A 22,242-nucleotide genomic window follows, 5' to 3' on the forward strand; every position below is an offset into this window, starting at 1 on the left:
GGCTCGTGCTGGCCGGGCCGGTCGCCGCCGTCGCAGCGGAGCGGCAGGACCGGCGGGACCGGCGGCGGTCCGTCCGACCGGACGTCACCGTCCGGTGTCCGTACCCTGCCCGCCCCTCAGTAGCCCCGGAAAACCGGTACTCCGTGCCAGTGTGCCCGGGCGAGGATAGCGCCGTGGCGGACGTACCGGTCGCCGCGCCCGCGCCCCGCCCGCCTCCCGCCTCCCGCCTCCCGCCTCCCATGGAGACCCTGACGCCATGACCGACTCCACCCTCGGCCGCTTCTACGACGCGTTCGCCGACGACTACCACCTCCTCTACGCCGACTGGAACGCCTCCGTCGCCCGCCAGGGCGCCGCGCTGGACGCCCTGATCCGCCGGCACCTCGGTGACCGCCCGGCCGAGGTGCTGGACTGCGCCTGCGGCATCGGAACCCAGGCGATCGGCCTGGCCGCGCTCGGCCACCGCGTCACCGGCAGCGACCTCAGCCCGGTCTCCGCCGCCCGCGCCACCGCCGAGGCCGCCGAGCGCGGCCTCCGGCTGCCCACCGCCGCCGCCGACATGCGGAAGCTCCCCTTCCCGGACGGGCGGTTCGACGTCGTCGTCTGCGCCGACAACGCGCTGCCCCACCTGCTCACGGCCGAGGACGTCCGCGGCGCGCTCGGTGAGATGCGACGGGTCCTGCGTCCCGGCGGACTGGTGCTGGTCACCACCCGCCCGTACGACGAGCTGCGCCGCACCCGGCCCGCCTCCACGTCGCCGCAGACCGCCGACCACGAGGGCCGACGGTCGGTCCTCTTCCAGCTCTGGCAGTGGCGGGAGGACGGCGAGCGGTACGACCTGGAGCTCTTCCGCCTCCTTCCGGACGACGCCGGCGAGTGGCAGGTCTCGGTTCGCCGCTCGACCTACTGGGCGCTCACCCAGGACCAGCTGAGCGCCTTCGCCGCCGAGGCGGGCCTGTCCGGCATCCGCTGGGAGCAGCCCGTCGACACCGGCTTCTTCCAGCCCGTCCTGATCGCCCGGGCACCCTGACCTCCCGAAAGGCTCCGGCACGGTCGTCCGCACTCACCTCCTCGGCTCTCCGCTCGCCTCGCCCTCCCCATCGCTGACCGGACCGCAATGACTGGACCGCCATGACCGGCCGCGACACAAGCGCGTCCTGGCCGTCCGCGCCGCTCAGCTGTCGAACCCCGTCTCACCGCAGTGGCCGCGGGTCCGGGCGCCGGTCCGGGGGCACCAGTCCGGGCGCCGGGGACCGCCGAGCCCCGGCGACGGCCCGTCCGCTCCTCCCCTACCGGCCCAATGCCGCCACCGCCTCCGCGACCCGGGCCGCGCCGTCCTCCTCCGCCATCGCGCGGGCCGCCTCCTGCGCCCCTTCCCTCAGCCACTGCTCCTCGACGGCCTGCCGGACGGCCTCCGCCAGCCGGTCGGCGGTCAGGTCGGTGAACCGCACCGGCGTGGTGGCGGCACCGAGCCGGGCGAGCCGACCGGCCCAGAACGGCTGGTCCGCCGTCACCGGGACGGGGACGCTCGGCACGCCCGCGCGCAGGGCCGCGGCCGCCGTGCCCGCGCCCGCATGGTGCACGACCGCCGCCATGCGCGGGAACAGCCGGGCGTGCGGGAGCTCGCCGACGGTCAGCACGTCGTCGCCCTCCCCGGCGATCCCGGCCCAGCCGGCCTGCACCACCCCCCGGACGCCCGCCCGCCGCAGGGCCTCCACCGCGAGGGTGCTCAGCCGCTCGCCCTGCCCGGCCGCCATGCTGCCGAAGCCGATGAACACCGGTGGCGGTCCCTCCCGCAGGAAGTCCTCGACCTCGGCCGGGAGACGGCGGTCGTCCGGCACGTACGGCCACCAGTTGCCGACCACCCGCAGCCCCTCCCGCCAGTCGGCCGGGCGCGGTACGACGGTCGGACTGAAGCCGTGCAACACCGGCCAGCGCTCCCGTTCCACGGCCCGCCGGCGCGCGGTCTGGGAGAGCGCCGGGAGTCCGAGCCGCCACCGCATCCGGCGGGCGGCCTCGGCGTGCAGACGATCGACGACCCGCTGGCCGAGCGCCCCCGCCGCCCGGTTGCCCCAGCTCCCCAACGAGCGGCCGCCCCCGACGACCGGAGGGAACTCCCGTGTCGGCAGCGTGGGTTGCAGGTAGACCCCCAGGCTGGGAACGTCCATCGCCTCCGCGAGGTGCCAGCCCAGCGGCGCGGTGGTGGTGCTCAGCAGGAGCAGATCGGCGCCGGGTGCGGTGGCGTCCGCGAGCCCGTCGCCCAGCTGCCCGATGAACGCCGCGGCCCGCGCGAGCAGTTCGGAGCGCCCGCGTGCGGGCCCGGCGCCCGCGCCGCGTGGATCGACCGGGAGCGGCCGGAAGTCGAGGCCGCTGCCGGCCACCAGCTCGCGGAAGGCCTCGGGCGCCGCGAGCGCGACCTCGTGCCCCGCACCGCGCAGGTACGCCCCGAGCCCGGTGTAGGGGGCGACGTCGCCGTACGATCCGGCGGCCATGACGAGGATCCTCATCGGGCCGCCCCGTCGACATCGTTGCCGTCGACGTCGTTGCCGTCGACGTCGTTGCCGTCGAGGTCGTCGAGGTCGTTCGCGTCGCGCCGCTCGGCGTTGGCGCCGATGGCCGCACGGAGGTAGCCGGCCAGGCCCGGGCGCTGGTCGGCCGGCGGGACGACCAGGGCGAAGGCCCGGGCGTCCGCCTCGTAGTCGTCGGCGATCCGGCAGTGCATCTCCGGCGGGCAGGGTGTGAACCACCGGGTGATGTGCTGCCGGTGCCGCTCCGCGAGGTCCAGCACCGTCCGGTGGTCGACCGGCAGCCCCGCGTCGAAGGCCTCCAGCAGCCGGCCGCGCCACTCGGCGGCCTCCGCCATCAGCTGCTGCCAGTCCTCCTTGGAGTGGGTGGCGGCGCGGGCCAGGGCCTCCTGGTGGCTGTCCCGCTCGCCCCACCTGAGGTGGGCGTCGGCCGCGTAGCTGAGGTCGAAGACCACGTCCCCGAAGACCTCGAAGCGCTCCTGCGGCGTCAGCTCGACCCCGGTGCGCTGGACCTCGATGGCCCGCTCGGCGACGTCGACCAGCTTCTGCAGGCGGCCGATCTGGTCGGTGAGGGCCTGCCGCCTCGCCAGCAGGTGGTCGAGCGCGTTGGCCCGCGGGTCCGCCAGGATGTCGGCGATCTCGTCGAGCGGAAAGCCGAGCTCCCGGTAGAAGAGGATCTGCTGGAGCCTGGCGAGGTCCGCGCCGCTGTAGAGCCGGTAGCCGGCCGGGCTGCGCTCACTGGGCGCGAGCAGCCCGGACCGGTCGTAGTAGTGCAAGGTCCGGATCGTGACACCGGCGAAGCCGGAGACCTGGCCCACCGACCAGCTCATGCGTCCCTCCGATCATCCGTTCGTTCGCTGCGCCCCACCGTGCGGCCTGACGTGGGGTGAGGGTCAACACGCGCAGCTCAGGGGCCCGCTCCGGATGGCTGGAGGCAGCCTGGATCAGGTCTCGCGCTGCGGGTGGTAGGCCCTCTCGGGTATGCCGAAGGTCCAGGCGACCCCGGCTCGCGCGGTGCGGGTGCTCGGGGGGACGCGCAGCCAGTAGGTGCGGTGGGTGCCGTCCGGTTCGGGGGTGGAGTTGACCACCTCGACCATCACCACCGGCTCGTCGTCGGGCAGGACGATCCGCCAGAGCACCCCGGTCTCGTCCCGGTGGACGGGCTCGGCGCCGGAGTCGGCCAGGTAGCGCTCGTAGCCGTAGTGCTCCAGCAGGACCCGGCGCAGCTCGGCGTTCTCCTCGGCGCAGATCCGCTCGACGGTCACCTCGGCCAGGCCTGCCAGGAACTCCGGCGGGACGGGCATGCCGCGCCAGGCGTACAGGGCGAAGCCGTCGGCGTACTCCAGGGCGGGCCCGTCCGCCCGGTCGAGCCGTCCGGCCTCGTCGCGGTGCAGGACGGCCGGCCGCTCGCTGAGCAGGGCCACCTCCCGGTACGGCCACCACCAGCCGGCCTCCCGGGCCAGTTCGGCGAGCGGTGCGACGGCGTCGGCGCTTGACCCGGCGGCCTCGAAGGCGGCGAACCACGGCGCGTCGTGCTGACCGCGCACGGCGTCCAGCAGGGCGAGCCGGACGGTGGTGCGACGGTCCCGTGCCTCCTCGGCCACGGCGGCGTCGGCCTCCCGGTCGGCCTCGGGGGCGAGCCGGTCGAGCACGGCGTTGCGCAGTCGGTCGGCGAGCGGGGTGGTGACCGGTCCGAGCTCGCCACCGGTGAGCGCCCAGTGGCCCGCCCACCCTCTGGTGCCGACCTGCTCGACGGCCCGTCGGCGGGCCTCCTCCCAGGGCCGGGTGCGCACGGCCTCACGCACGCTCTGCGCGCCGGCGGCCCGCAGCTCCAGGGCCGCCCCGGTCGCGGCGAGCGGCGAGCCGAACCAGCGGACGGCCGCGGGCTCGGGCAGTCCGGCCGCCCGGTAGGCGGCCCGGACGGCACGCTCGGCCGCCGCCCTGTCCCCCGGCCCGGTGGCCGCCCCGGCCGCCCGCCAACGGGCCGTCGCCTCGGCCGGCCCGGGCAGCTCCCGCGCCTGCGCCCGGTCGCCGTGGGCCTCGTCGTGGATCACCGTTTCCATCCCTGCTCCGTTCCCGGCCGGGCTCCCCGCCCGGCCGTCCGTTCCCGTTCCCGTGCCGCGGCCCCGGCCGCGCCCTGCCCTCGTGCCCTGCCCTCGTGCCGCCCCCGTACGGCGGGCGGAGCGGTCGTCAGTCCGCGACCACCCGCACCGCGCCGGGCGCGTACTCGCGTTGGCGGACCACCCGGTACCAGCTCTTGGGCAGCGGTATCGCCGCGTGCTCCTCGTGCACCACCCGGCCGCCCTCGGGCAGGTGCAGCCAGCCCGCGCCGAACGGCCCGGTTTCGCGGCGCAGCTCGCCGGGGCCGACCACGGCGTGGGCGTGCCCGGTGACCTCGCCGAGCGCCAGCACCATCCGGCCCCGCCCGTCCCGGGGCTGCACGGCCAGCCCCGCCACCCGCGGCGGCACCGCGCTCTCCTCGACCGGCACGATCAGCACATCGCCCTGGCGGTACATCAGTCCTCCCTCGCCGTACGGCCGGACCCCGGCGGACGCCGGAACCCACGGCTCCATCGCGTCTGCCGCGGTCACTCTCCGGAGCCAGGAACCGAACATAGAGCAAGGGTCTGACAACGCGCCCGGGCGGCGACCCGGCCGCCGGATTGTCAGTCCCGGCTGGTAGACAGTTGTTCGGCCCAGATCCCGGAGGAGCAGCGCATGACTGTCAACGACCACATCGAGCGGTTCCACGGTCTCCCCGTCTTCGACTTCGTGGAGGCCTTGGAGGAGGCCGAGGAGAAGGGCGGATCCGGCGCCGTCGAGCTGCCGGACGCGGCCTCGGCCGCCTGGAGGGTCAAGCTCGACTACGAGTCCGAGGCGACGTTCGCCGAGCGCTGGGAGCAGTTCCTCGGCGCCGTCGACACCGAGCGGGTCACCGCCCTGGTGATCGGCCAGTGGGCCCCGGACGAGCCGGACGGCTTCCAGGAGCCGATGGAGGCGATCGTCGCCGCCGCCGACCGGCTGCCCGCCCTGCGCGCGCTGTTCGTCGGCGACATCACCTACGAGGAGTGCGAGATCTCCTGGATCCAGCAGTGCGACATCACGCCGCTGCTGACGGCCTTCCCGCGGCTGGCCGAGCTGGTGGTGCGCGGCGCCTCGCAGGACTGGGACGGCAAGGGCGGTCTGGCCCTGCGGCCGCTGCGGCACGAGGCGCTCAAGGCGCTGCGCTTCGAGGCCGGCGGCCTGCCGGGCTCGGTCGTGCGCTCGGTGGCCGGCTGCGACTTCCCGGCCCTGGAGCGGCTGGAGCTCTGGCTGGGCGTGGACAACTACGGCGGCGACGCGACGATGGCCGACGTCGCGCTGTTCCTGGACGGCACCCGCTTCCCCTCGCTGCGCCACCTCGGCCTCCAGAACAGCGAGTTCCAGGACGACATCGCGGCCGCCGTGGCGCACGCGCCCGTCGTCGCCGGGCTGGAGTCGCTCAACCTCTCCATGGGCGTGCTGACCGATCAGGGCGCCACCGCCCTGCTGGAGGGCCAGCCCCTCACCCACCTGCGCTCCCTCGACCTGCACCACCACTACCTGACCGAGGAGATGCAGCAGCGCCTGCGCCAGGCCCTCACCGGGGTCGAGGTCGACCTCTCCGAGCCCGGCAAGCCCGACGACCGGTGGCGCTACGTGGCCGTGGCCGAGTAACCGTCACCTCCCGCACGCACCCGCCCGTCCGTCCGTCCGTCCGTCCGACCACTCGACCACTCGACCACTCGACCACTCGACCCACCAGGATCCTCCATGACCGTCTCCCGCCACATCGAACGCTTCCACGAGCTGCCGGTCCACGAGTTCACGCCCGACGACGCCCGGCCGCGGCCCGCCGCGGGCGCCGTCGCCTGGCGGCTGTCCCTCGAGTACGGCTCCACGCAGGACTTCGTCCAGCTCTGGCAGTCCTTCCTGGAGGAGGTCGACCCGGCGGGCGTCCGCGCCGTGGTGATCGGCGCCTGGTGGCAGGACGGCTACACGTCCGTACGCTCCGCCGTCGAGGCCGTCACGGCCGAGGCGCGGCGCCTGCCCGCCCTGGAGGCGCTGTTCCTCGGCGAGGTGACCTTCGACGAGTGCGAGATCTCCTGGCTGGAGATGGACGACGTCACCCCCTTGCTGAACGCCTTCCCCGGGCTGCGGTCGCTGGCCGTGCGCGGCGGCACGGACCTCGCCCTGGAGCCGGTGCGGCACGACCGGCTGACCAGCCTGCGCTTCGAGTCCGGCGGCCTTCCGGCCACCGTGGTGCGCGCGGTGGCCGGCTCCGAACTGCCCGCGCTGGAGCGCCTGACCCTCTGGCTCGGCGTGGACGAGTACGGCGGTGACGCGACGATGGACGACCTGGCACCGTTCCTGGACGGTTCCCGGCTGCCGAAGCTGCGCCACCTCGGGCTGGCCAACAGCGAACTCCAGGACGAGATCGCCGCCGCCCTCGCCCACGCCCCCGTGGTGGCCCGGCTGGAGTCGCTCGACATCTCCATGGGCGTGCTCTCCGACGAGGGCGCCACCACCCTGCTGGAGGGCCAGCCGCTCACCCACCTGCGTTCCCTCGACCTGCACCACCACTACCTGAGCGACGCGATGCAGGAACGTCTGCACGAGGCCCTGCCCGGGGTCGAGCTCGACCTCGGCGACGCCGAGGCGGACGAGATGGACGACGAGGACGACCGCTACGTCTCGGTCTCCGAGTAGCCGGACACGGAGGCGATGACCGTGCGACTGACCGTCCTCGGCAACCCGGGGCACCGACGGGTGACGCTGTTCGCGGCCGCCGCCCGGGCCGCCGGACTGCCCGAGCCCGCCGTCCTGCCCTGGCTGGACGTGCTGCGCGGCCGGTACCGGCTGCCCGAGGACGGCCTGCTGCGCATCGAGTCGCCCGGCGAGGAGCCCGAGGTCGACCGGCTGCTGCGCGGCCCGGCGCTCGGCCCCGGCTACGCGCCGACCAGGGTCGAGGGCACGGCCGTCTGGTACGCGGGGGTCATGGCCGCGCTGCGCGGGCTGGCCGCCCGGCCCGGCGTACGGCTGCTCGGCGTACGGCTGCTCGGCGATCCGGAGGAGATCGCCGTGATGTTCGACAAGCGCCGGGCGCACGCGCTGCTCACCGCGGCCGGGGTGCCGGTGCCCAGGGCGCTCGGCGGCGAGGTCACCGGCTGGGAGCACCTGCGCGAGCGCCTCGCCGCGGCCGGCCTGCACCGGGTCTTCGTCAAGCCGGCGCACGGCTCCTCCGCCTCCGGGGTGATGGCCCTGGAGTTCGGGCCGCGCGGGCAAGTGCAGGCCACCACCTCGGTGGAGCTCACCGACGGCGGCCTGCACAACTCGCTGCGGGTGCGCCGCTACCGCGGCGAGCGGGAGGTCGCCGCGATCGTCGACGGCCTGGCACCGGACGGCCTGCACGTCGAGCAGTGGATCCCGAAGGCCTCGCAGTCGGGGCGCTCGGCGGACCTGCGGGTCGTGGTGGTCGCCGGCCGGGCCACCCACGCCGTGGTGCGCACCAGCACCCAGCCGATGACCAACCTGCACCTCGGCGGCGCCCGGGGCAGCATCGACCAGGTCCGGGAGGCCGCGGGGCCTGCCTGGCCGGCCCTGCTGGAGACGGCCGAGCGCGCGGCGGCCTGCTTCCCCGGCTCGCCGATGGTCGGCGTCGACGTGCTGCCCACGGCCGGCTGGCGGCGCGCCCTGGTCGGCGAGGTGAACGCCTTCGGCGACCTGCTCCCCCGCCTCACCGGCCTGCCCGGCGGCCCCGCCGAGGGCCTGGACACCTACGGCGCCCAGCTGGCCGCCCTCACCGCCCCCTCCCCGTCGTCGCCCGCGACGACGGACCACCAGATCACGGAACCCGCTCGATGAACCACCTGACCACCACCCCGGCCCCGGCCCACACCCCGGCCCACGACCCGACCCCGGCCCAAACCCCGGCCCACACCCCGGCCCCGACCCCGACCCCGGCCCCCGCTCCCACCCCCGACATGAACGCCGTCGTGGGCAGCCACGACCTGCTGCTCGTCACCCTCGACACGCTCCGCTTCGACGTCGCCGAGGAACTGGCCGCCGCCGGCCGCATCCCGCACCTCGCCGCCGTCCTCCCCGGCGGCCGCTGGGAGCGCCGGCACGCGCCCGGCAGCTTCACCTACGCCTCCCACCAGGCGATCCTGGCCGGCTTCCTGCCGACCCCGGCCTCCCCGGACGGACCGCACCCGCGCCTGTTCGCGGCCCGCTTCGCCGGATCCGAGAGCACCGCCCCGCGCACCTGGGTCTTCGACGCCCCCGACCTGCCGACGGCCCTGGCCGCGGCGGGGTACCGCACGGTGTGCATCGGCGGCGTGGGGTTCTTCAACAAGCAGGGTGCCCTGGGCTCGGTGCTCCCCGGCCTCTTCCAGGAGAGCCACTGGGCACCCGAGTCCGGCGTGGCCTCGCCGACGTCCTTCGAGGTGCAGGTCGCCCGGGCCGAGCGGGTCGCCGCCGAACAGCCCGCCGACCAGCCGCTGTTCCTCTTCCTGAACGTCTCGGCGCTGCACCAGCCGAACTGGTTCCACCTGACCGGCGCCACCCGCGAGCACGGGGACTCGCGGGCCAGCCACGCCGCCGCCCTGGAGTACGTGGACGCGCACATCGGCCGGCTGTTCGCCGCGATGAGCGCCCGCCGCCCCTGCTTCGCGATCGTCTGCTCCGACCACGGCACCGCCTACGGCGAGGACGGCTACACCGGGCACCGGATCGGCCACGAGGTGGTCTGGACGGTCCCGTACGCGCACTTCACCCTCCCCGCCCGACCGGCGGGCGCCGCCGCGACCTCCGAGGAGCCCGCATGACCACCGCGCCCCCGCGCCCGGACTCGCCGTACCAGTCGTACGTCTACGCGTACCCGCACAAGACGGCCTACCGCCCGTTGCCCGAACGTCCGCCGCTGCGCGAACTGTGGGCCGGCGAGCCGCAGCGCGCGCTCTCGCTCTACCTGCACATCCCGTTCTGCGAGGTCCGCTGCGGGTTCTGCAACCTGTTCACCCGGATCGGCAGCCCGGAGGGCCTGACCACGGCCTACCTGGACGCCCTGGAGCGCCAGGCCGCGGCGGTGCGCGCCGCGCTGGACGACGGGGCCCGGTTCGCGCTGGCCGCGTTCGGCGGCGGCACTCCCACCTATCTGACGGCCGGCGAGCTGGAACGGCTGTGCGACATCGCGGAGCGGCGGATGGGCGCCGACCTGCGGGCGGTACCGCTCTCGGTGGAGGCCTCGCCCGCCACCGCGACCGCCGACCGGCTGGAGGTGCTGGCCGCCCGGGGCACCACCCGGCTGAGCCTGGGCGTGCAGTCCTTCGACGACGCCGAGGCGCGCTCCGCCGTCCGCCCGCAGAAGCGGGCCGAGGTGGAGGCCGCCCTCGGCCGGATCCGTGCGGCCGGGTTCCCGGTGCTCAACATCGACCTCATCTACGGCATCGACGGCCAGACCGAGGCGAGCTGGCTCCGCTCGCTGGACACCGCGCTCGCCTGGCGGCCCGAGGAGCTGTACCTCTACCCGCTGTACGTCCGTCCGCTGACCGGCCTGGCCCGGCGCGGGGAGCAGGAGAGCCGGTCCGCCTGGGACACCCGGCGGCTCGCGCTCTACCGGGCCGGCCGCGACCACCTGCTCGCCCACGGCTACCAGCAGGTGTCGATGCGGATGTTCCGCCGGGCCGCCTCCCCGCAGGCCGGGGCGGGCGAGTACGCCTGCCAGACCGACGGCATGGTCGGCCTGGGCTGCGGCGCCCGCTCCTACACCTCGCGGCTGCACTACTCCTTCGACTACGCGGTGAACGCCACCGAGGTGCGCGGCATCATCGACGACTACGTCGCCACCGAGGACTTCCACCGTGCCGAGGTGGGTCACTGGATGGGCGGGGCGGAGCCGCGCCGACGGCACCTGGTGCAGTCCCTGCTCCAGGCCGAGGGCATGCCGCTGGCGGACTACCGTGCCCGGTTCGGCGGGTCCCCGGCCGAGGACTTCCCGGCGGAGCTGGCCCGGTTCGCCGAGCGTGGCTGGCTCGCCGCCGGCGACCCGGCGTTCCTGCGGCTCAGCCCGGAGGGCCTGGCGCACTCGGACGCCGTCGGGCCGATGCTGTTCTCGCCCGGGGTCCGGGCCCTGATGGCGGCGTACGAGGCGAAATGACCTTCCTCGGCATGCCCTCCGCCTCGCCGCCGGAGGAGGACGGCGCGCGGGACCTCACCCTGCTCTACCGCGGTCCGCTCTCCTCCTGCGACTACGACTGCCCGTACTGTCCGTTCGCCAAGCGGCGCGACAGCCCCGGACAACTGCGGGCCGACCGGGCCGCGTTGGAGCGCTTCACCGGCTGGGCCGCCGGGCGCGCGGGCACCGGCGACACCCTGTCGCTGCTGTTCACGCCCTGGGGCGAGGGGCTGGTGCGGTCCTGGTACCGCCGCGCGCTGACCGAGCTGAGCCGCCTGCCGCACGTCCGCCGCGTCGCGATCCAGACCAACCTCAGCTGTCGCACGGGCTGGCTCGCCGAGGCCGACCTCGACGCCCTCGCCCTCTGGGTCACCTTCCATCCCGGCCAGGTCACCCGTGACCGCTTCCTCGCCAAGTGCCGCGAGCTGGACGCACTCGGTGTGCGGTACAGCGTCGGCGTCGTCGGCCAACCCGAGCACCTCGACGAGGCCGGCCGGCTGCGCGCCGAGCTCTCCGAGGACGTCTACCTGTGGGTCAACGCCGCCGAGGGCCTCGACTACACCGACGCCGAGGCCGCCCGATGGGCCGCTCTCGACCCGCACTTCGGCTACAGCCGGCACGCCCATCCCAGCGCCGGGCTGCCGTGCCGCACCGGCGAGTCCGTGCTGTCGGTGGACGGCGACGGCACGGTGCGCCGCTGCCACTTCGTCCGGGACGTCCTCGGCAACCTGTACGACGGCAGCTACCGCACCCGACTGCGGGCGCGGGCCTGCCCGTTGCCGGTCTGCGACTGTCACATCGGCTACGTCCACCTGGAGGCCCTGCCGCTGTACGAGCTGTTCGGTGCGGGAGTACTGGAACGTGTGCCGCACGGCTGGCCACGGGGCCGGTGACACCTCCGCGGCCGGCCGGCCACCCCGGGTGAAGGCCTCACTTCGCCCGCGCCGCCGAGGTCACCTCGCTCCGGAGGCCGGCCCCGCATGACGTCCGGCAACCTCCCGCGCACAGTCCGAAGCCGTTCCGCGCCCACCGGGCGGTACCGCCCGCACATCCCTAGCCTGGTGACAGGGAGGAGGCGAAACATCATGCTTGGAGACGCTCCGCTGCAAGCAGTCATCCCCGCCGCCGATCTCGCCCGCGCCAAGGCCTTCTACACCGACACCCTCGGTCTCAAGCTCGCCGAGGAGAGTGAGGAGGAGTTCGTCTGCGACACCGGCGGCACCCAGGTCACCGTCTACCACACCCCCAGCGGGGGTCAGGCCGCCCACACCCTGGCCAGCTTCAAGGTCGCCGACCTCGACACCGAGATGGCCGGCCTCCGCGACCGCGGCATCACCTTCGAGGAGTACGACTTCCCCGGTCTGAAGACCGTCAACGGCGTCGCCGAGGGCGAGGGCATGCGCGCGGCCTGGTTCAAGGACAGCGAAGGCAACATCCTCTGCGTGTCCCAGCGATTCGGCCGGTAGTCGTCCCGCCACCCGCCCGGTCGGCGGGCGGCCCCGCAAAACCGCCCGCCGACCCGTCCCATCGGCCGCCGTCGGTCACCGTCGGCGCGCCCGCCGCCAGACCGTGCGGGCCGAGGCGACCGGGTCGAAGGAACCCGGGCGGTCGCGGGTCAGCGGGTAGCAGGCGAAGCCGATCAGGGCCGCACTGAAGTGGCCGATGCTGGTGTAGTCCCGGCTCTGCAGCACGCCCAGTCCGTAGACCACCAACACCCCGGCCGCGTACAGGTACCGCCAGGGCCGGACGATCAGATAGGTGAGTACCGCGACCACACCGGCCAGCGCATAGCTGACGCCGTAGTCCAGGGTGTAGACGGCGCTCGGCGAGGCCAGCCCGTGGTGGATCGCCCAGCCGAGCACGCCCTCGCTGAGGTACGTGGCGCCGACGTGCGCGAGCGCCGCCACCGAGATCCAGCGCAGCGTGCCGAGCCATCGTTCGGCGGGCACGTGGAAGAGGTTGTACAGCAGGAAGTAGGACAGCCAGCCGCCGCCCGCGATCCACAGGGCACTGGTCACCAGGACACGGACCGGCGAGACCTGGAGGTGGTGGAGGTTGGTCGAACGCCGCTCCAGGATGCGGTCGGCGGTCGCCGGATCGACGTGCCGGATCACCTGCGTGGTGACGAGCAGGATCGCGAGCCAGATGTAGGTCCCCGGCGCGCGCCGGACGTAGGCCCACACCGCGTGGGCGGCACGCGCCCACCGGTGTGCCTCGGGGCCCTTGGCGGTGCTGCCGGCCATCGACGCCTCCTCGCGACACTCCTCACCATCCCCCTCACCCTCGCCCCCGCCCGGCCCCGCCGCCACCCACCACCGGTCGCCGGGTCGCCGGGTCGCCCGCCACCCGCAACGACCTGCCACCACGGCGTGGCCGCACGAGAGAACCGCACCTCCCGGCACCCCGCCTCCGGCCCCGGCGCCTTCCGGCCGTTCGCGTACGCTGACGCTCGGACCGTCCCGGCCGCCGCCTTCCCCGCCGCGCACCGGGCGAGCCGGTTCCGGGAACCGCCGAACAGGGGCACCAGGCACGATGAGCGATCGCCTCGCCACGAGGACACCGACCGGCCCTGCGGCTTCCCGGCACCCGGCGCCGAGAGCCGCCGTCCGGCTGCGCCTCACCACGGCGTACGTCCTGCTGCTGACCGTGACGGCCTCCTGGCTGGCGAGCCAGGGCCATGCCGAGCGGGCCCGGTTCGTGCGGCACAACAGCAGCAACGTCCATCACATGGAAGTGGGCAAGTGGTGGACCCTGTTCACCAGTGGCCTCGTGGTCGACGGGGTTCCGTCCTGGGCGGGGATCGCGGCGGTCGCCGTCGTCCTGGGCCTGGCCGAGTGGCGCTGGGGCCCGGCCCGGGCCGGTGCGGTCTTCGTCTTCGGGCACCTGGGCGCCACCCTGCTCACCGAGGGCGCCATGTGGGTGATGGTGACGGCCCGCATCCCGGGCGCGCTCTCCCGCGCCCGGGACGTGGGCATCAGTTACGGCCTGGTCGCCACCGGTGCCTGCCTCCTCGCGCTCGGCCCGCGTCCGCTGCGTCGCTTCGGACTGTCGGCGCTCGCCGTGGCCCTGGCCGCCGCCTGGGCGCTGGATCAGCAGCTGGCCGACGCCGGCCACCTGGTCGCCCTCGGGCTGGGCGCACTCGCCTCCCGTACCGCCTGGCTGCGCACCCGGGCACCCGCCCCGACCCCCTGATCGGCCCCAACTACCCGTCCGGCCAAGCAAGTCGGCCGGATCACCGCCCGATGCGCGGCGGCCGAACAGCCCCCTGCAGCCATCCAGGCTTTCGTATGCTCTTGCATTACTCTGCAAATCTATGCCAGAGTTCGGGCATCGGATCGATTACGCCGAATCCCGTCACACATCGCTAGATCAGGGGCCTGCTATGCGGGTCAAGGGTGCATCCATGTCGAAGGTCTTGAGCAAGCTGCCGGTCGGTGAACGGATCGGCATCGCATTCTCCGGTGGGTTGGACACCTCCGTCGCCGTCGCGTGGATGCGCGAGCACGGTGCGTTCCCCTACGCCTACACGGCCGACATCGGCCAGTACGACGAGCCGAACCTCGCCGACGTCCCGGCCCGTGGCCGCGCGTACGGCGCTGAGCAGGCCCGGCTGGTCGACTGCCGGGCCGCGCTGGTCGAGGAGGGCCTGGCCGCCCTCGCCTGCGGCGCCTTCCACATCCGCTCCGCCGGGCAGACGTACTTCAACACCACCCCGCTCGGCCGCGCGGTGACCGGCACCCTGCTGGTGCGCGCCATGCAGGAGGACGGCGTCTCCATCTGGGGCGACGGCTCCACCTACAAGGGCAACGACATCGAGCGGTTCTACCGCTACGGCCTGCTGGCCAACCCCAGCCTGCGGATCTACAAGCCGTGGCTGGACCAGGCGTTCGTCGACCAGCTCGGCGGCCGCAAGGAGATGTCCGAGTGGCTCGCCGAGCGCGACCTGCCCTACCGGGACTCCGCCGCGAAGGCCTACTCCACCGACGCCAACATCTGGGGCGCCACCCACGAGGCCAAGCGGCTGGAGTACCTGGACACCTCCCTGGAGATCGTCAGCCCGATCATGGGCGTGGCCTTCTGGGACCCCGAGGTCGAGATCCTGACCGAGGACGTCACCGTCGAGTTCGAGTTCGGCCGCCCGGTCCGGATCAACGGCCAGGAGTTCGCCAGCGCCGTCGACCTGGTGCACGAGGCCAACACCATCGGCGGCCGACACGGTCTGGGCATGTCGGACCAGATCGAGAACCGCATCATCGAGGCCAAGAGCCGGGGCGTCTACGAGGCCCCCGGCATGGCGCTGCTGCACATCGCCTACGAGCGGCTGCTCAACGCCATCCACAACGAGGACACCATCGCCACGTACCACACCCAGGGTCGGCGGCTCGGCCGGCTGCTGTACGAGGGCCGCTGGTTCGACCCGCAGTCGCTGATGCTCCGGGACAGCATCCAGCGCTGGATCGGCCACCCGGTCACCGGCAGCGTCACCCTGCGGCTGCGGCGCGGCCAGGACTACTCGGTCCTCGACACCCAGGGCCCCCACTTCAGCTACCACCCGGAGAAGCTGTCGATGGAGCGCAGCGTCGACGCCGCGTTCGTCCCGGACGACCGCATCGGCCAGCTGACCATGCGCAACCTCGACATCGCCGACTCGCGCAGCAAGCTGGAGCAGTACGCGGTGCACGGCCAGCTGGCGCCGTGGAGCGGCCTGATCGGCGAGCTCGCCCCGGGCGGCGCGGCTCCCATCGCCGCCGGCACCGGTGACGAGAAGGACCCCACCGCGCTCGACCACGCGGCGATCGAGTCCGGCACCGACTGACGCAGCCCGTGCCCGCGGAGGGCCGTCGCACCCCGGTGGTGCGGCGGCCCTCCGTCGCTCTCCGCCTCACGCTCCGCCCGCACCCGCCCGTCGGCACCCTTCGGTGCCCATCCCCGCACCCGCCCGAACCCGCGCTCCGCTCCACCCTCACCCGAACGGCGGCACCGGCCGTGCGCCGCCCGCCCGTCGGTAGCTGAATGGCGGACGGCGCCCGGCGGCGGGAAGGGCAGGTGCGGGGATGGGCGAGGCGATCGGCCCGATGCTGGCCTCCGCGGTGGCGGTCGCGCTCTCCCCGCTGCCGCTGATCGCCCTGCTCCTGATCCTCGCCTCACCGCGCGGCCGGGCCAACGGGGTCGCCTTCACGGCCGGCTGGCTGCTCGGCCTGACCGCGGTGGTGGCCGCCGTCGTGGCGGCGGGAACCGCGTGGAACCCCACCCGCACCGCGCCGACCTGGCCGTCCTGGCTGAAGCTCGCCCTCGGTGTCGTGCTCCTCCTGCTGGCCGCCCGGCAGTGGCGCCAGCGGCCGCGCCCCGGCCGGGTCACCGCGCCGCCGGTCTGGCTGCTCTCGATCGACCGGCTGTCCGCCGCCCGGTCCGCCGGTCTCGCCGTGGTCCTGGTCGTGACCCGTCCGAACACCCTCGTCCCGGCCGTCGGCGGGGCCGCCTCCATCGCCGCCGCCCCGACCGGTGGCTGGGAAGCGGCGATGGCGGCCGCCGTGCTGGTGCTGCTCGGTTCGCTGGGCACCCTGGTGCCCTTCGCGGTCCACCTGCGGGCCGACGGCCGCGCGCGGCGCTCCCTCGGCGAGTTGCGGGCCTGGACGGCCACCCACAACGCGGCGATCATGGTCGTCGTCCCGCTGCTGCTCGGCGCGGAGTACCTGGGCGCCGCCGTTTCCGGGCTCACCTGACCCCCTGCCCTCCCCCGGCCCCCGGCCCGCCCCCAGCCTCCGGCCCCGCCCCTCGGCACGCGTGCTCCCCCGCCCCAGCCCGGCACGCGCCCCCACACCGGCCGCCCCGGCAGCCGCACCCGGTCACCGGATCCGCACCACTCCCCGCCCCCGTACCGCCCGGACCGCCAGCCGCCCGGGGTCGGCCCCCGGCCGCGCCGTGACCGCTTCCCGCACCGTCAGCAGGATCTCGCCGTCGTAGCGCTCCGCGAGCACCCGCGCCAGCTCCGCCGCCCCGCCCGGCCGGACGTCCGGCGCCAACTCCGGCAGCCGGCCCGGGGCGCTGAGGTCCTGGGCCTGGGCCGCCCAGTGGGCCGCGTCGCACCGCTCGCCCTCGGCCGTGTAGTGCACCGCCAGGCAGTGCACGGCCAGCTGGTCCCCGTACTGGGCTGCTATCCGCCACCAGAAGACGCCGTCCGCCGTGCGGCCCATGCCGTACAGCAGGCAGCCCAGGGTGCGGAAGGCGGTCTTCTCGGCGAGTTCGAGATCCAGGGCCAGCTCGCCCGGCTCCACCGCGCCCGCCACCCCCACGCACAGGTGCCGCAGGTCGCGCCGCAGCTCCGCCCGTCCTCCGGCCCACCGGGTCTGCCCGGGGAGCGCCCCGGGACCGGGTCCCGCCCCCGGACCGGAGCCGGCGCCCGCCCCGGCGCCCGTGCCCAGCCCGGCGCCCGTCCCCGTCCCCGCCGCCGGTCCCGGGCTCGGCCCCGAGGCCGGCGCGTGCGGCGGCCGGGCACCGGCGGGCGGCCTGGCGGGGCGTTCGCGCGCGGCCGGGGCGGGCCGTCGAACGGCGGCGAGCCGCTCGGCCAGCCTGCGCGTGAAGTCCACCGGATCGTGGTCGTCGAACTCCCGGGCCAGCTCACCGGCGTGCACGCGCAGCAGGTCCACGACCTTCATGTCCGCGCCCCGTCGTCGTCCGGGTGCTCCAACAGGTACTCCAGGTGGCGCCGTCCGAGGCTGTAGTAGGTGCGGGCGGTGGTGTGCGCGATGCCGAGGGACCGTCCGATGTCGTGGTAGGACAGTCCCGCCTGGCGCAGCCGGACCACATCGGCCTGGACCGGGGCGGCCCGCGCGAGCTCCTCCATCGCCCAGTCCAGGGCGTCCAGTTCGGCGAGCTCGTTCAGCTCGTCCTGGCTGGTGTCGGGACGGCGCTGGGCGATCACCCGCAGTCGCTTGCGTTCGGTGCGGCGGCGCTCGCGCAGCACGTCCACGACCGCGTCCTTGACGATCTTGAAGGCGAAGGCCTGCGGATCGGGGCTGGCCAGGGCCCGGCGCCAGTTCTTGTAGAGCGTGGCGCCCGCGTTCTGGACGGCGTCCTGGGCGTCCTCACGGTGCCGCAGGCGCTGCTGGGCGTAACGGAGGTACCCGGAGTTCTCGCGAGTGAAGAAGGCCTCGAAGTCGTTCGGCAGGTCGCCGAGCGGGTCGGCTCGCAGGCCCCGCTCCTCGCCCGGCCCGGGAGTGCTCACGCGGCCCCCCTTTCATCGGTCGGCTGGCCGGCCCACCGGGTGGCACGCCGACGGCCCCTTGGGGGCTCGTGGTGTAACCGTCCGGGAGCTCCGGGTTGTTGACCGGATCGGGCGGACAATTGCCGAACGTTTCCGTTCACTTCCGAACAGCGTGGCTGACCTGCCGCTTCGCCCTCACGAGCCCGGCCCGAGGGGCAACAATGTGACCCAGATCACAGGATGTGGGAGGGTGGCTTGACAAGCCCCACGACCGCACCCCCGACTCCCACGCCCCACCGGCCCGGCCCACCGGCCCACCCCACTGGCCCACCGATCCACCGATCCACCGGCCCACCCGGCGAGCCGCCGCACCGCCGCACCGCCGCACCGCCGCCGCGCACGGACACCGGCCGCTTCACCCCCTACGGAGCCGGCTCCACCTCCGCCGCGTCCAGCGCGGCGGTGACCCGGTCCAGCAGTCCGCGCAGCGCGGCCAGGTCCTCGACCGGCAGCCCGGTCGCCGCGAGCAGCCGGCGCGGGACCTGCCCGGCCCGCTCACGCAGCGCCGACCCCTCGGGGGTCGGCCGGACGGTGACCGACCGCTCGTCCTCCGCACTCCGCTCGCGGCACACCAGTCCGGCCGCCTCCAGTCGCTTGAGCAGCGGGGAGAGCGTCCCGGAGTCCAGTCGCAGCCGCTCGCCGATCCGCTTGACGGGCAGCTCGCCCTCCTCCCACAGCACCAGCATCACCAGGTACTGCGGGTAGGTCAGCCCGAGGTCCCGCAGCAGCACCCGGTACACGCCTCCGAAGGCGCGGGAGGCCGCGTTGAGCGAGAAGCAGATCTGCCGGTCGAGGCGGAGCAGCTCCTCGTCGGCCATGCCGGAATGGGTGGTCATGGACCCATGGTACCGATCACCATCACGCCATTGAGTTGTGCGCTATTGAATTGCGTGCTCTACTGGTCGTGACGCAGCGCCGACCCAGCGGCCGCCGCGAAGCACGCCGGACCGGCAACCGCCCGGACCACCGGCCGCAGGAACACCCAGGACCTGAAGGGACGCCACCATGGACGCGCTCTACACCGCAGCCGCCACCGCCAACGGCCGGGAGGGCCGTGCCGTCAGCTCCGACGGACAGCTGGACCTCGCCCTCGCCATGCCGCCCGCGCTCGGCGGCAGCGGCCAGGGCACCAACCCCGAGCAGCTCTTCGCCGCCGGCTACGCCGCCTGCTTCGCCAGCGCCCTCGGCCTGGTCGGCCGGCAGGCCCGGGTGGACACCAGCGAGGTCTCGGTGACCGCCGAGGTGTCCATCGGCAAGGACGGGGCCGGCTTCGGCCTCGCCGTCGTACTGCGCGTCGAGCTGCCCGAGTCCCTCGCGGGCGAGACCGGCGAGCTGCTGGTCAAGCAGGCGCACGAGGTCTGCCCGTACTCCCGCGCCACCCGGGGCAACATCCCGGTCGAGCTGGTCGTCGAGTAGGCACCCGGCCGTCGGCCGGTCACCGAGCCCCCCCGACCGGCCGACCACGGCCCCGCCCCCGGCGACGGAGCGGGCCCGCCGCACCCGCAGTGCGGCAGGCCCGCTCCGTGTCGTCCCGGGGGCGATCGCCGCCGGACCGATCGGCACCGGGGTCAATCGCCGCCCGGCCCGTTCGCCGAACGCAGCGTCTCCAGTCGGTGCCGGTACTCCTCCGCGTCGATCTCACCCCGCGCGAACCGCTCCGCGAGCACCTGCTCCGGTGGCGTCCCCCAGCCCCCTTGGCTCCCCTGCCCCGCCTGGCCCCAGCCCTGCGGGCCTCCCGCCCCGGATCCGCCCGTGCCCGGAGCCGCCCGACCGGGCGGGATCGGCTGCCGCGAGCGCGAGAAGTAGCGGAACAGGGCCACGGCCAGGAGCACGACGATCACCAGGAGCAGCAGCGTCCCGAACGCCATCAGCCCCATGCCCCAGCCACCCACGACGTGGCCGTGTCCGTGCCAGTACCTCATCAGGACCTCCTCCTCCGGCCCCGTCGGGGCCCGCCGAGGTGAGCAGCGCCTACCACCATCGTGCGCCCGCCACCGGTGAAAGCGGCATGAGGGAAGCCTGAGAAAACGGTCCGGCGCCCGGCGCGGCGCCCACCGGGGTAGCGTGCCGCTCGTGACCCACCATCCGCCGCCCGTGTCCCACCCCCAGTGGCCCACGACTCACCAGCCACCCACGGCCTTCCGACCACCGGACGACGACCGCTCCCCCGAGCAGCTCGTCGCCGCCGGGGTGCTGCGGCGCCACCCGGACCCGCGCCCCGTCCCGGCGCTCGGCCACTCCCCGATCGGCTACGTCACCACCGCGCTCTGGGTCGAGCTCACCGCCCTCGCCATCGCGCCGGCCGCCGCCGAGACCACCGCCGCCGCGCTGCTGCGCGCGATCGCCGACCGCGCCGTGGACGCGGCGCTCGCCCCGGGCAACGAGCGAGCCCCGCGCGACGACCTGTACGTGACCGACCCCGCCCACATCGGCCCGCACCGCCGGGCGGTCTGGTTCCAGCGTTCCGGCCGGCCCGGCCCACCGGGCGCGAACGGCCTGTACGGCCACAACGGCCAGAACGGTCCGCAGGGCCTGTACGGCCCACGCGATCCGCACACCCTGCTCACCCCGCTCGACCCGCGCGGCGGGTACGCCCCGCGCGGCCCGATCACCGCCGCCTTCGCACCCCGCGAACCGTAGGCACCCCACGAGCCGCAGGAGCCCCACGGAGCGCCGTCACCTCGGGCACCCGTGAGCCCGCCCGCCCGCTCAGCGCCCGCCCGCTCAGCGCCCGCCCGCTCAGCGCTCGACCCGGAGGCCGCGGCAGACCCAGCTGAGCCGGTCCGGCCCGCCGTAGGGCGGCCGGTCGTGGTACGTCCCGTCCGCCACCGACATGTTGACGATCAGGTACGCGTGCCACCCGGACCCGACGCCGTGCAGGTCCGCGTAGACCAGCTCGTCCTCCACGTACCAGTCCACCGAGTTCGCGCCGAGCACCACCCGCAGATCGAAGGTCGCCCCCGGCCCGATCCCGGAGCCCGCGCCGTGCCAGTACCGGTAGCCGCCCCGAACGTGATTGGAGATCTCCAGCAGGTCGGGGTTGTCCGGGTGGTACTCGAAGACGTCCACCTCGTTGCCGCCGTCCCGCCAGGTCCAGATCGCCGGCCAGGCACCCAGTTCGACGGGCAGTGTCACGCTCGCCGACAGCACGTCCCCGGCACGGAGCTGGAAGCCGTCCGGACTGCCCTCGGTGGTCAGCAGGTTGCAGCTCCACAGCCCGCCGCTGTGCCGCCGGACCGCCGCGAACACGCCGTCGGGGCAGTAGTCGCGGTTGAGGTAGTCGAGTTTGTGGTCGCTCCGGTTGGTCGGCCCCATCCGGGGATAGGCGCTGCTGCGCCCGGCGATCCACTGACTGGTCGAAGTGAAGTCCGCGTCGAACACGACTGCCACGGCCGCCTCCCCGAAACTCCGCCGTCCCGGCAGTCCGCACTGACGGGCACACAGGGTGAGTTACCCGATACCCTCCGCAGTATGCGAAGCGGATCGTTCGGGTCCGGGACGAACGTGCGAATCGGGGACGGCGCGGCCGGTCAGCCGACCGGCGCCGCCCCTTCGGCCCCGAGCCGGTCGGTCACCGAGACCACCCCGTCCACCGAGCGGCACAGGTTGAGCACGATCGGCACCAGGTGCTGCTCGGGCACGGTGCCGCTGAGCACCACCCGCCCCTGGTTGACCTCCACCCCGACCTGCGCCGGGCTGACCCCGTCGATCCGGCCGAGCACCTCCTCGACGATCTCGCGCCGGATCACCACGTCCTCGCGCAGGAACACCCGCAGCAGGTCGCCGCGGCTGACCATGCCGATGACCCGCCCCTCCTCGTCCAGCACCGGCAGCCGCTTCAGGCCGTGCCGGCTCATCAGCCGCGCCGCCGCGACGATGCTGGTGTCCGGTGTGGTGCAGACCGGTTGCGCCGTCATCAGATCGGCCGCGGTCACCTCGCCGTTCGGGCCGGCCTGCGCCGACTCGGGCGCGGGCAGCAGGCTGGCCGGGTCCTCCTGCGCGGCCAGGGTCCGCAGCAGGTCGGCCTCCGAGACGACGCCGAGCGGGCGCGCCTCCGGGTCCACCACCGGCACGCCGGTGATGTCGTACTCGCTCAGCAGCGTCACGATCTCCCGGAATCCGGTCTCGGGGGAGACCAGGACGACGGGGCTGGTCATCACGGATTCGACGGTGGCATGCCGCACGCCGGTTCACCTCGTCCAACGATCCTGCTCCGACCGGACGCGGATCGTCCCGGCCGGTACCGGCAGCATCGCTCG

General features: G+C 74.6%; 24 protein-coding genes. 13 read left to right on the forward strand and 11 right to left on the reverse strand.

Annotated elements, in window-relative coordinates:
- The first annotated feature begins 256 nt into the window (after window positions 1-256).
- A complete protein-coding gene (locus tag ACWGKU_RS27035; protein ID WP_401056239.1) occupies window positions 257-1,030 on the forward strand; it encodes a class I SAM-dependent methyltransferase in 774 nt (257 codons plus the stop codon).
- A 259-nt stretch (window positions 1,031-1,289) separates the two neighbouring features.
- Here the strand turns inward: ACWGKU_RS27035 and ACWGKU_RS27040 are convergent, their stop codons facing one another.
- The 4 genes from ACWGKU_RS27040 to ACWGKU_RS27055 all read right to left on the reverse strand — a co-directional run bounded on the left by ACWGKU_RS27040 (window position 1,290) and on the right by ACWGKU_RS27055 (window position 5,042).
- The gene (locus tag ACWGKU_RS27040; RefSeq protein WP_452180569.1) at window positions 1,290-2,507 is read right to left on the reverse strand and encodes a glycosyltransferase; all 1,218 of its coding nucleotides are present in this window, start codon (window positions 2,505-2,507) and stop codon (window positions 1,290-1,292) included.
- Entirely contained in the window at window positions 2,504-3,355 is an 852-nt protein-coding gene (locus ACWGKU_RS27045; protein ID WP_452180568.1) for a MerR family transcriptional regulator, read from the reverse strand. Before ACWGKU_RS27045 ends, ACWGKU_RS27040 begins: the two co-directional genes overlap by 4 nt.
- 114 nt (window positions 3,356-3,469) lie before the next feature.
- Complete coding sequence (locus tag ACWGKU_RS27050) at window positions 3,470-4,588, reverse strand: DUF6745 domain-containing protein (RefSeq protein ID WP_452180567.1); 1,119 nt, start codon at window positions 4,586-4,588, stop codon at window positions 3,470-3,472.
- Between the two features lie 127 nt (window positions 4,589-4,715).
- Window positions 4,716-5,042: a hypothetical protein gene (locus tag ACWGKU_RS27055; protein ID WP_401050442.1), complete on the reverse strand. Its 327-nt coding sequence runs from the start codon at window positions 5,040-5,042 to the stop codon at window positions 4,716-4,718.
- A gap of 201 nt (window positions 5,043-5,243) precedes the next feature.
- Between ACWGKU_RS27055 and ACWGKU_RS27060 the strand changes: the two genes are divergently transcribed.
- The 7 genes from ACWGKU_RS27060 to ACWGKU_RS27090 all read left to right on the forward strand — a co-directional run bounded on the left by ACWGKU_RS27060 (window position 5,244) and on the right by ACWGKU_RS27090 (window position 12,185).
- Window positions 5,244-6,221 (forward strand): STM4015 family protein, encoded by a 978-nt coding sequence (locus ACWGKU_RS27060; RefSeq protein ID WP_401050436.1) that lies wholly within the window; start codon window positions 5,244-5,246, stop codon window positions 6,219-6,221.
- 96 nt (window positions 6,222-6,317) lie between these two features.
- Window positions 6,318-7,253 carry an STM4015 family protein gene (locus ACWGKU_RS27065; RefSeq protein ID WP_452180566.1) on the forward strand — a complete coding sequence of 312 codons (936 nt, stop codon included), beginning with the start codon at window positions 6,318-6,320 and terminating at the stop codon, window positions 7,251-7,253.
- Window positions 7,254-7,268: 15 nt separating this feature from the next.
- Entirely contained in the window at window positions 7,269-8,408 is a 1,140-nt protein-coding gene (locus ACWGKU_RS27070) for an STM4014 family protein (RefSeq protein ID WP_452180565.1), read from the forward strand.
- A gap of 119 nt (window positions 8,409-8,527) precedes the next feature.
- Window positions 8,528-9,370, forward strand: a complete 843-nt coding sequence (locus ACWGKU_RS27075) for an STM4013/SEN3800 family hydrolase (RefSeq protein WP_452180570.1) — start codon at window positions 8,528-8,530, stop codon at window positions 9,368-9,370.
- Complete coding sequence (locus ACWGKU_RS27080; protein ID WP_452180564.1) at window positions 9,367-10,701, forward strand: STM4012 family radical SAM protein; 1,335 nt, start codon at window positions 9,367-9,369, stop codon at window positions 10,699-10,701. The genes ACWGKU_RS27075 and ACWGKU_RS27080 overlap by 4 nt, the downstream gene beginning before the upstream one ends.
- A complete protein-coding gene (locus tag ACWGKU_RS27085; protein ID WP_452180563.1) occupies window positions 10,698-11,612 on the forward strand; it encodes an STM4011 family radical SAM protein in 915 nt (304 codons plus the stop codon). The genes ACWGKU_RS27080 and ACWGKU_RS27085 overlap by 4 nt, the downstream gene beginning before the upstream one ends.
- Before the next feature lie 192 nt (window positions 11,613-11,804).
- The gene (locus tag ACWGKU_RS27090) at window positions 11,805-12,185 is read left to right on the forward strand and encodes a VOC family protein (protein ID WP_401053424.1); all 381 of its coding nucleotides are present in this window, start codon (window positions 11,805-11,807) and stop codon (window positions 12,183-12,185) included.
- Window positions 12,186-12,260: 75 nt separating this feature from the next.
- Here ACWGKU_RS27090 and ACWGKU_RS27095 read toward each other — a convergent pair whose 3' ends face one another.
- Window positions 12,261-12,962, reverse strand: a complete 702-nt coding sequence (locus tag ACWGKU_RS27095) for a rhomboid-like protein (protein WP_452180562.1) — start codon at window positions 12,960-12,962, stop codon at window positions 12,261-12,263.
- Window positions 12,963-13,251: 289 nt separating this feature from the next.
- Between ACWGKU_RS27095 and ACWGKU_RS27100 the strand changes: the two genes are divergently transcribed.
- The 3 genes from ACWGKU_RS27100 to ACWGKU_RS27110 all read left to right on the forward strand — a co-directional run bounded on the left by ACWGKU_RS27100 (window position 13,252) and on the right by ACWGKU_RS27110 (window position 16,442).
- Window positions 13,252-13,911, forward strand: coding sequence for a rhomboid-like protein (locus ACWGKU_RS27100; RefSeq protein WP_452180561.1), 660 nt, complete (start codon window positions 13,252-13,254; stop codon window positions 13,909-13,911).
- Between the two features lie 211 nt (window positions 13,912-14,122).
- Window positions 14,123-15,535 carry an argininosuccinate synthase gene (gene argG, locus ACWGKU_RS27105; RefSeq protein ID WP_401054475.1) on the forward strand — a complete coding sequence of 471 codons (1,413 nt, stop codon included), beginning with the start codon at window positions 14,123-14,125 and terminating at the stop codon, window positions 15,533-15,535.
- A 238-nt stretch (window positions 15,536-15,773) separates the two neighbouring features.
- Window positions 15,774-16,442 (forward strand): GAP family protein, encoded by a 669-nt coding sequence (locus ACWGKU_RS27110; RefSeq protein ID WP_452180560.1) that lies wholly within the window; start codon window positions 15,774-15,776, stop codon window positions 16,440-16,442.
- Between the two features lie 123 nt (window positions 16,443-16,565).
- Here ACWGKU_RS27110 and ACWGKU_RS27115 read toward each other — a convergent pair whose 3' ends face one another.
- The 3 genes from ACWGKU_RS27115 to ACWGKU_RS27125 form a co-directional block, all read right to left on the reverse strand.
- A complete protein-coding gene (locus ACWGKU_RS27115; protein ID WP_452191593.1) occupies window positions 16,566-17,375 on the reverse strand; it encodes a hypothetical protein in 810 nt (269 codons plus the stop codon).
- Entirely contained in the window at window positions 17,372-17,944 is a 573-nt protein-coding gene (locus ACWGKU_RS27120) for an RNA polymerase sigma factor (RefSeq protein ID WP_380544817.1), read from the reverse strand. Before ACWGKU_RS27120 ends, ACWGKU_RS27115 begins: the two co-directional genes overlap by 4 nt.
- 401 nt (window positions 17,945-18,345) lie before the next feature.
- On the reverse strand, window positions 18,346-18,819 hold the full coding sequence (locus ACWGKU_RS27125; protein ID WP_380630784.1) for a MarR family winged helix-turn-helix transcriptional regulator: 474 nt from the start codon (window positions 18,817-18,819) through the stop codon (window positions 18,346-18,348).
- 169 nt (window positions 18,820-18,988) lie between these two features.
- Between ACWGKU_RS27125 and ACWGKU_RS27130 the strand changes: the two genes are divergently transcribed.
- The gene (locus tag ACWGKU_RS27130; protein WP_355266881.1) at window positions 18,989-19,399 is read left to right on the forward strand and encodes an organic hydroperoxide resistance protein; all 411 of its coding nucleotides are present in this window, start codon (window positions 18,989-18,991) and stop codon (window positions 19,397-19,399) included.
- 152 nt (window positions 19,400-19,551) lie between these two features.
- Here ACWGKU_RS27130 and ACWGKU_RS27135 read toward each other — a convergent pair whose 3' ends face one another.
- The gene (locus tag ACWGKU_RS27135) at window positions 19,552-19,905 is read right to left on the reverse strand and encodes an SHOCT domain-containing protein (RefSeq protein WP_452180637.1); all 354 of its coding nucleotides are present in this window, start codon (window positions 19,903-19,905) and stop codon (window positions 19,552-19,554) included.
- A gap of 172 nt (window positions 19,906-20,077) precedes the next feature.
- Between ACWGKU_RS27135 and ACWGKU_RS27140 the strand changes: the two genes are divergently transcribed.
- Window positions 20,078-20,623 carry a hypothetical protein gene (locus ACWGKU_RS27140; protein WP_452191595.1) on the forward strand — a complete coding sequence of 182 codons (546 nt, stop codon included), beginning with the start codon at window positions 20,078-20,080 and terminating at the stop codon, window positions 20,621-20,623.
- Between the two features lie 99 nt (window positions 20,624-20,722).
- On the opposite strand, the gene ACWGKU_RS27145 is transcribed toward ACWGKU_RS27140, so the two are convergent.
- Both ACWGKU_RS27145 and ACWGKU_RS27150 read right to left on the reverse strand, forming a co-directional pair.
- A complete protein-coding gene (locus ACWGKU_RS27145) occupies window positions 20,723-21,373 on the reverse strand; it encodes a LamG domain-containing protein (RefSeq protein ID WP_359903956.1) in 651 nt (216 codons plus the stop codon).
- Window positions 21,374-21,513: 140 nt separating this feature from the next.
- The gene (locus ACWGKU_RS27150; protein ID WP_359904120.1) at window positions 21,514-22,140 is read right to left on the reverse strand and encodes a CBS domain-containing protein; all 627 of its coding nucleotides are present in this window, start codon (window positions 22,138-22,140) and stop codon (window positions 21,514-21,516) included.
- Between the last annotated feature and the right edge of the window lie 102 nt (window positions 22,141-22,242).

It is taken from the genome of Kitasatospora sp. NPDC054768 (genome assembly GCF_053612025.1).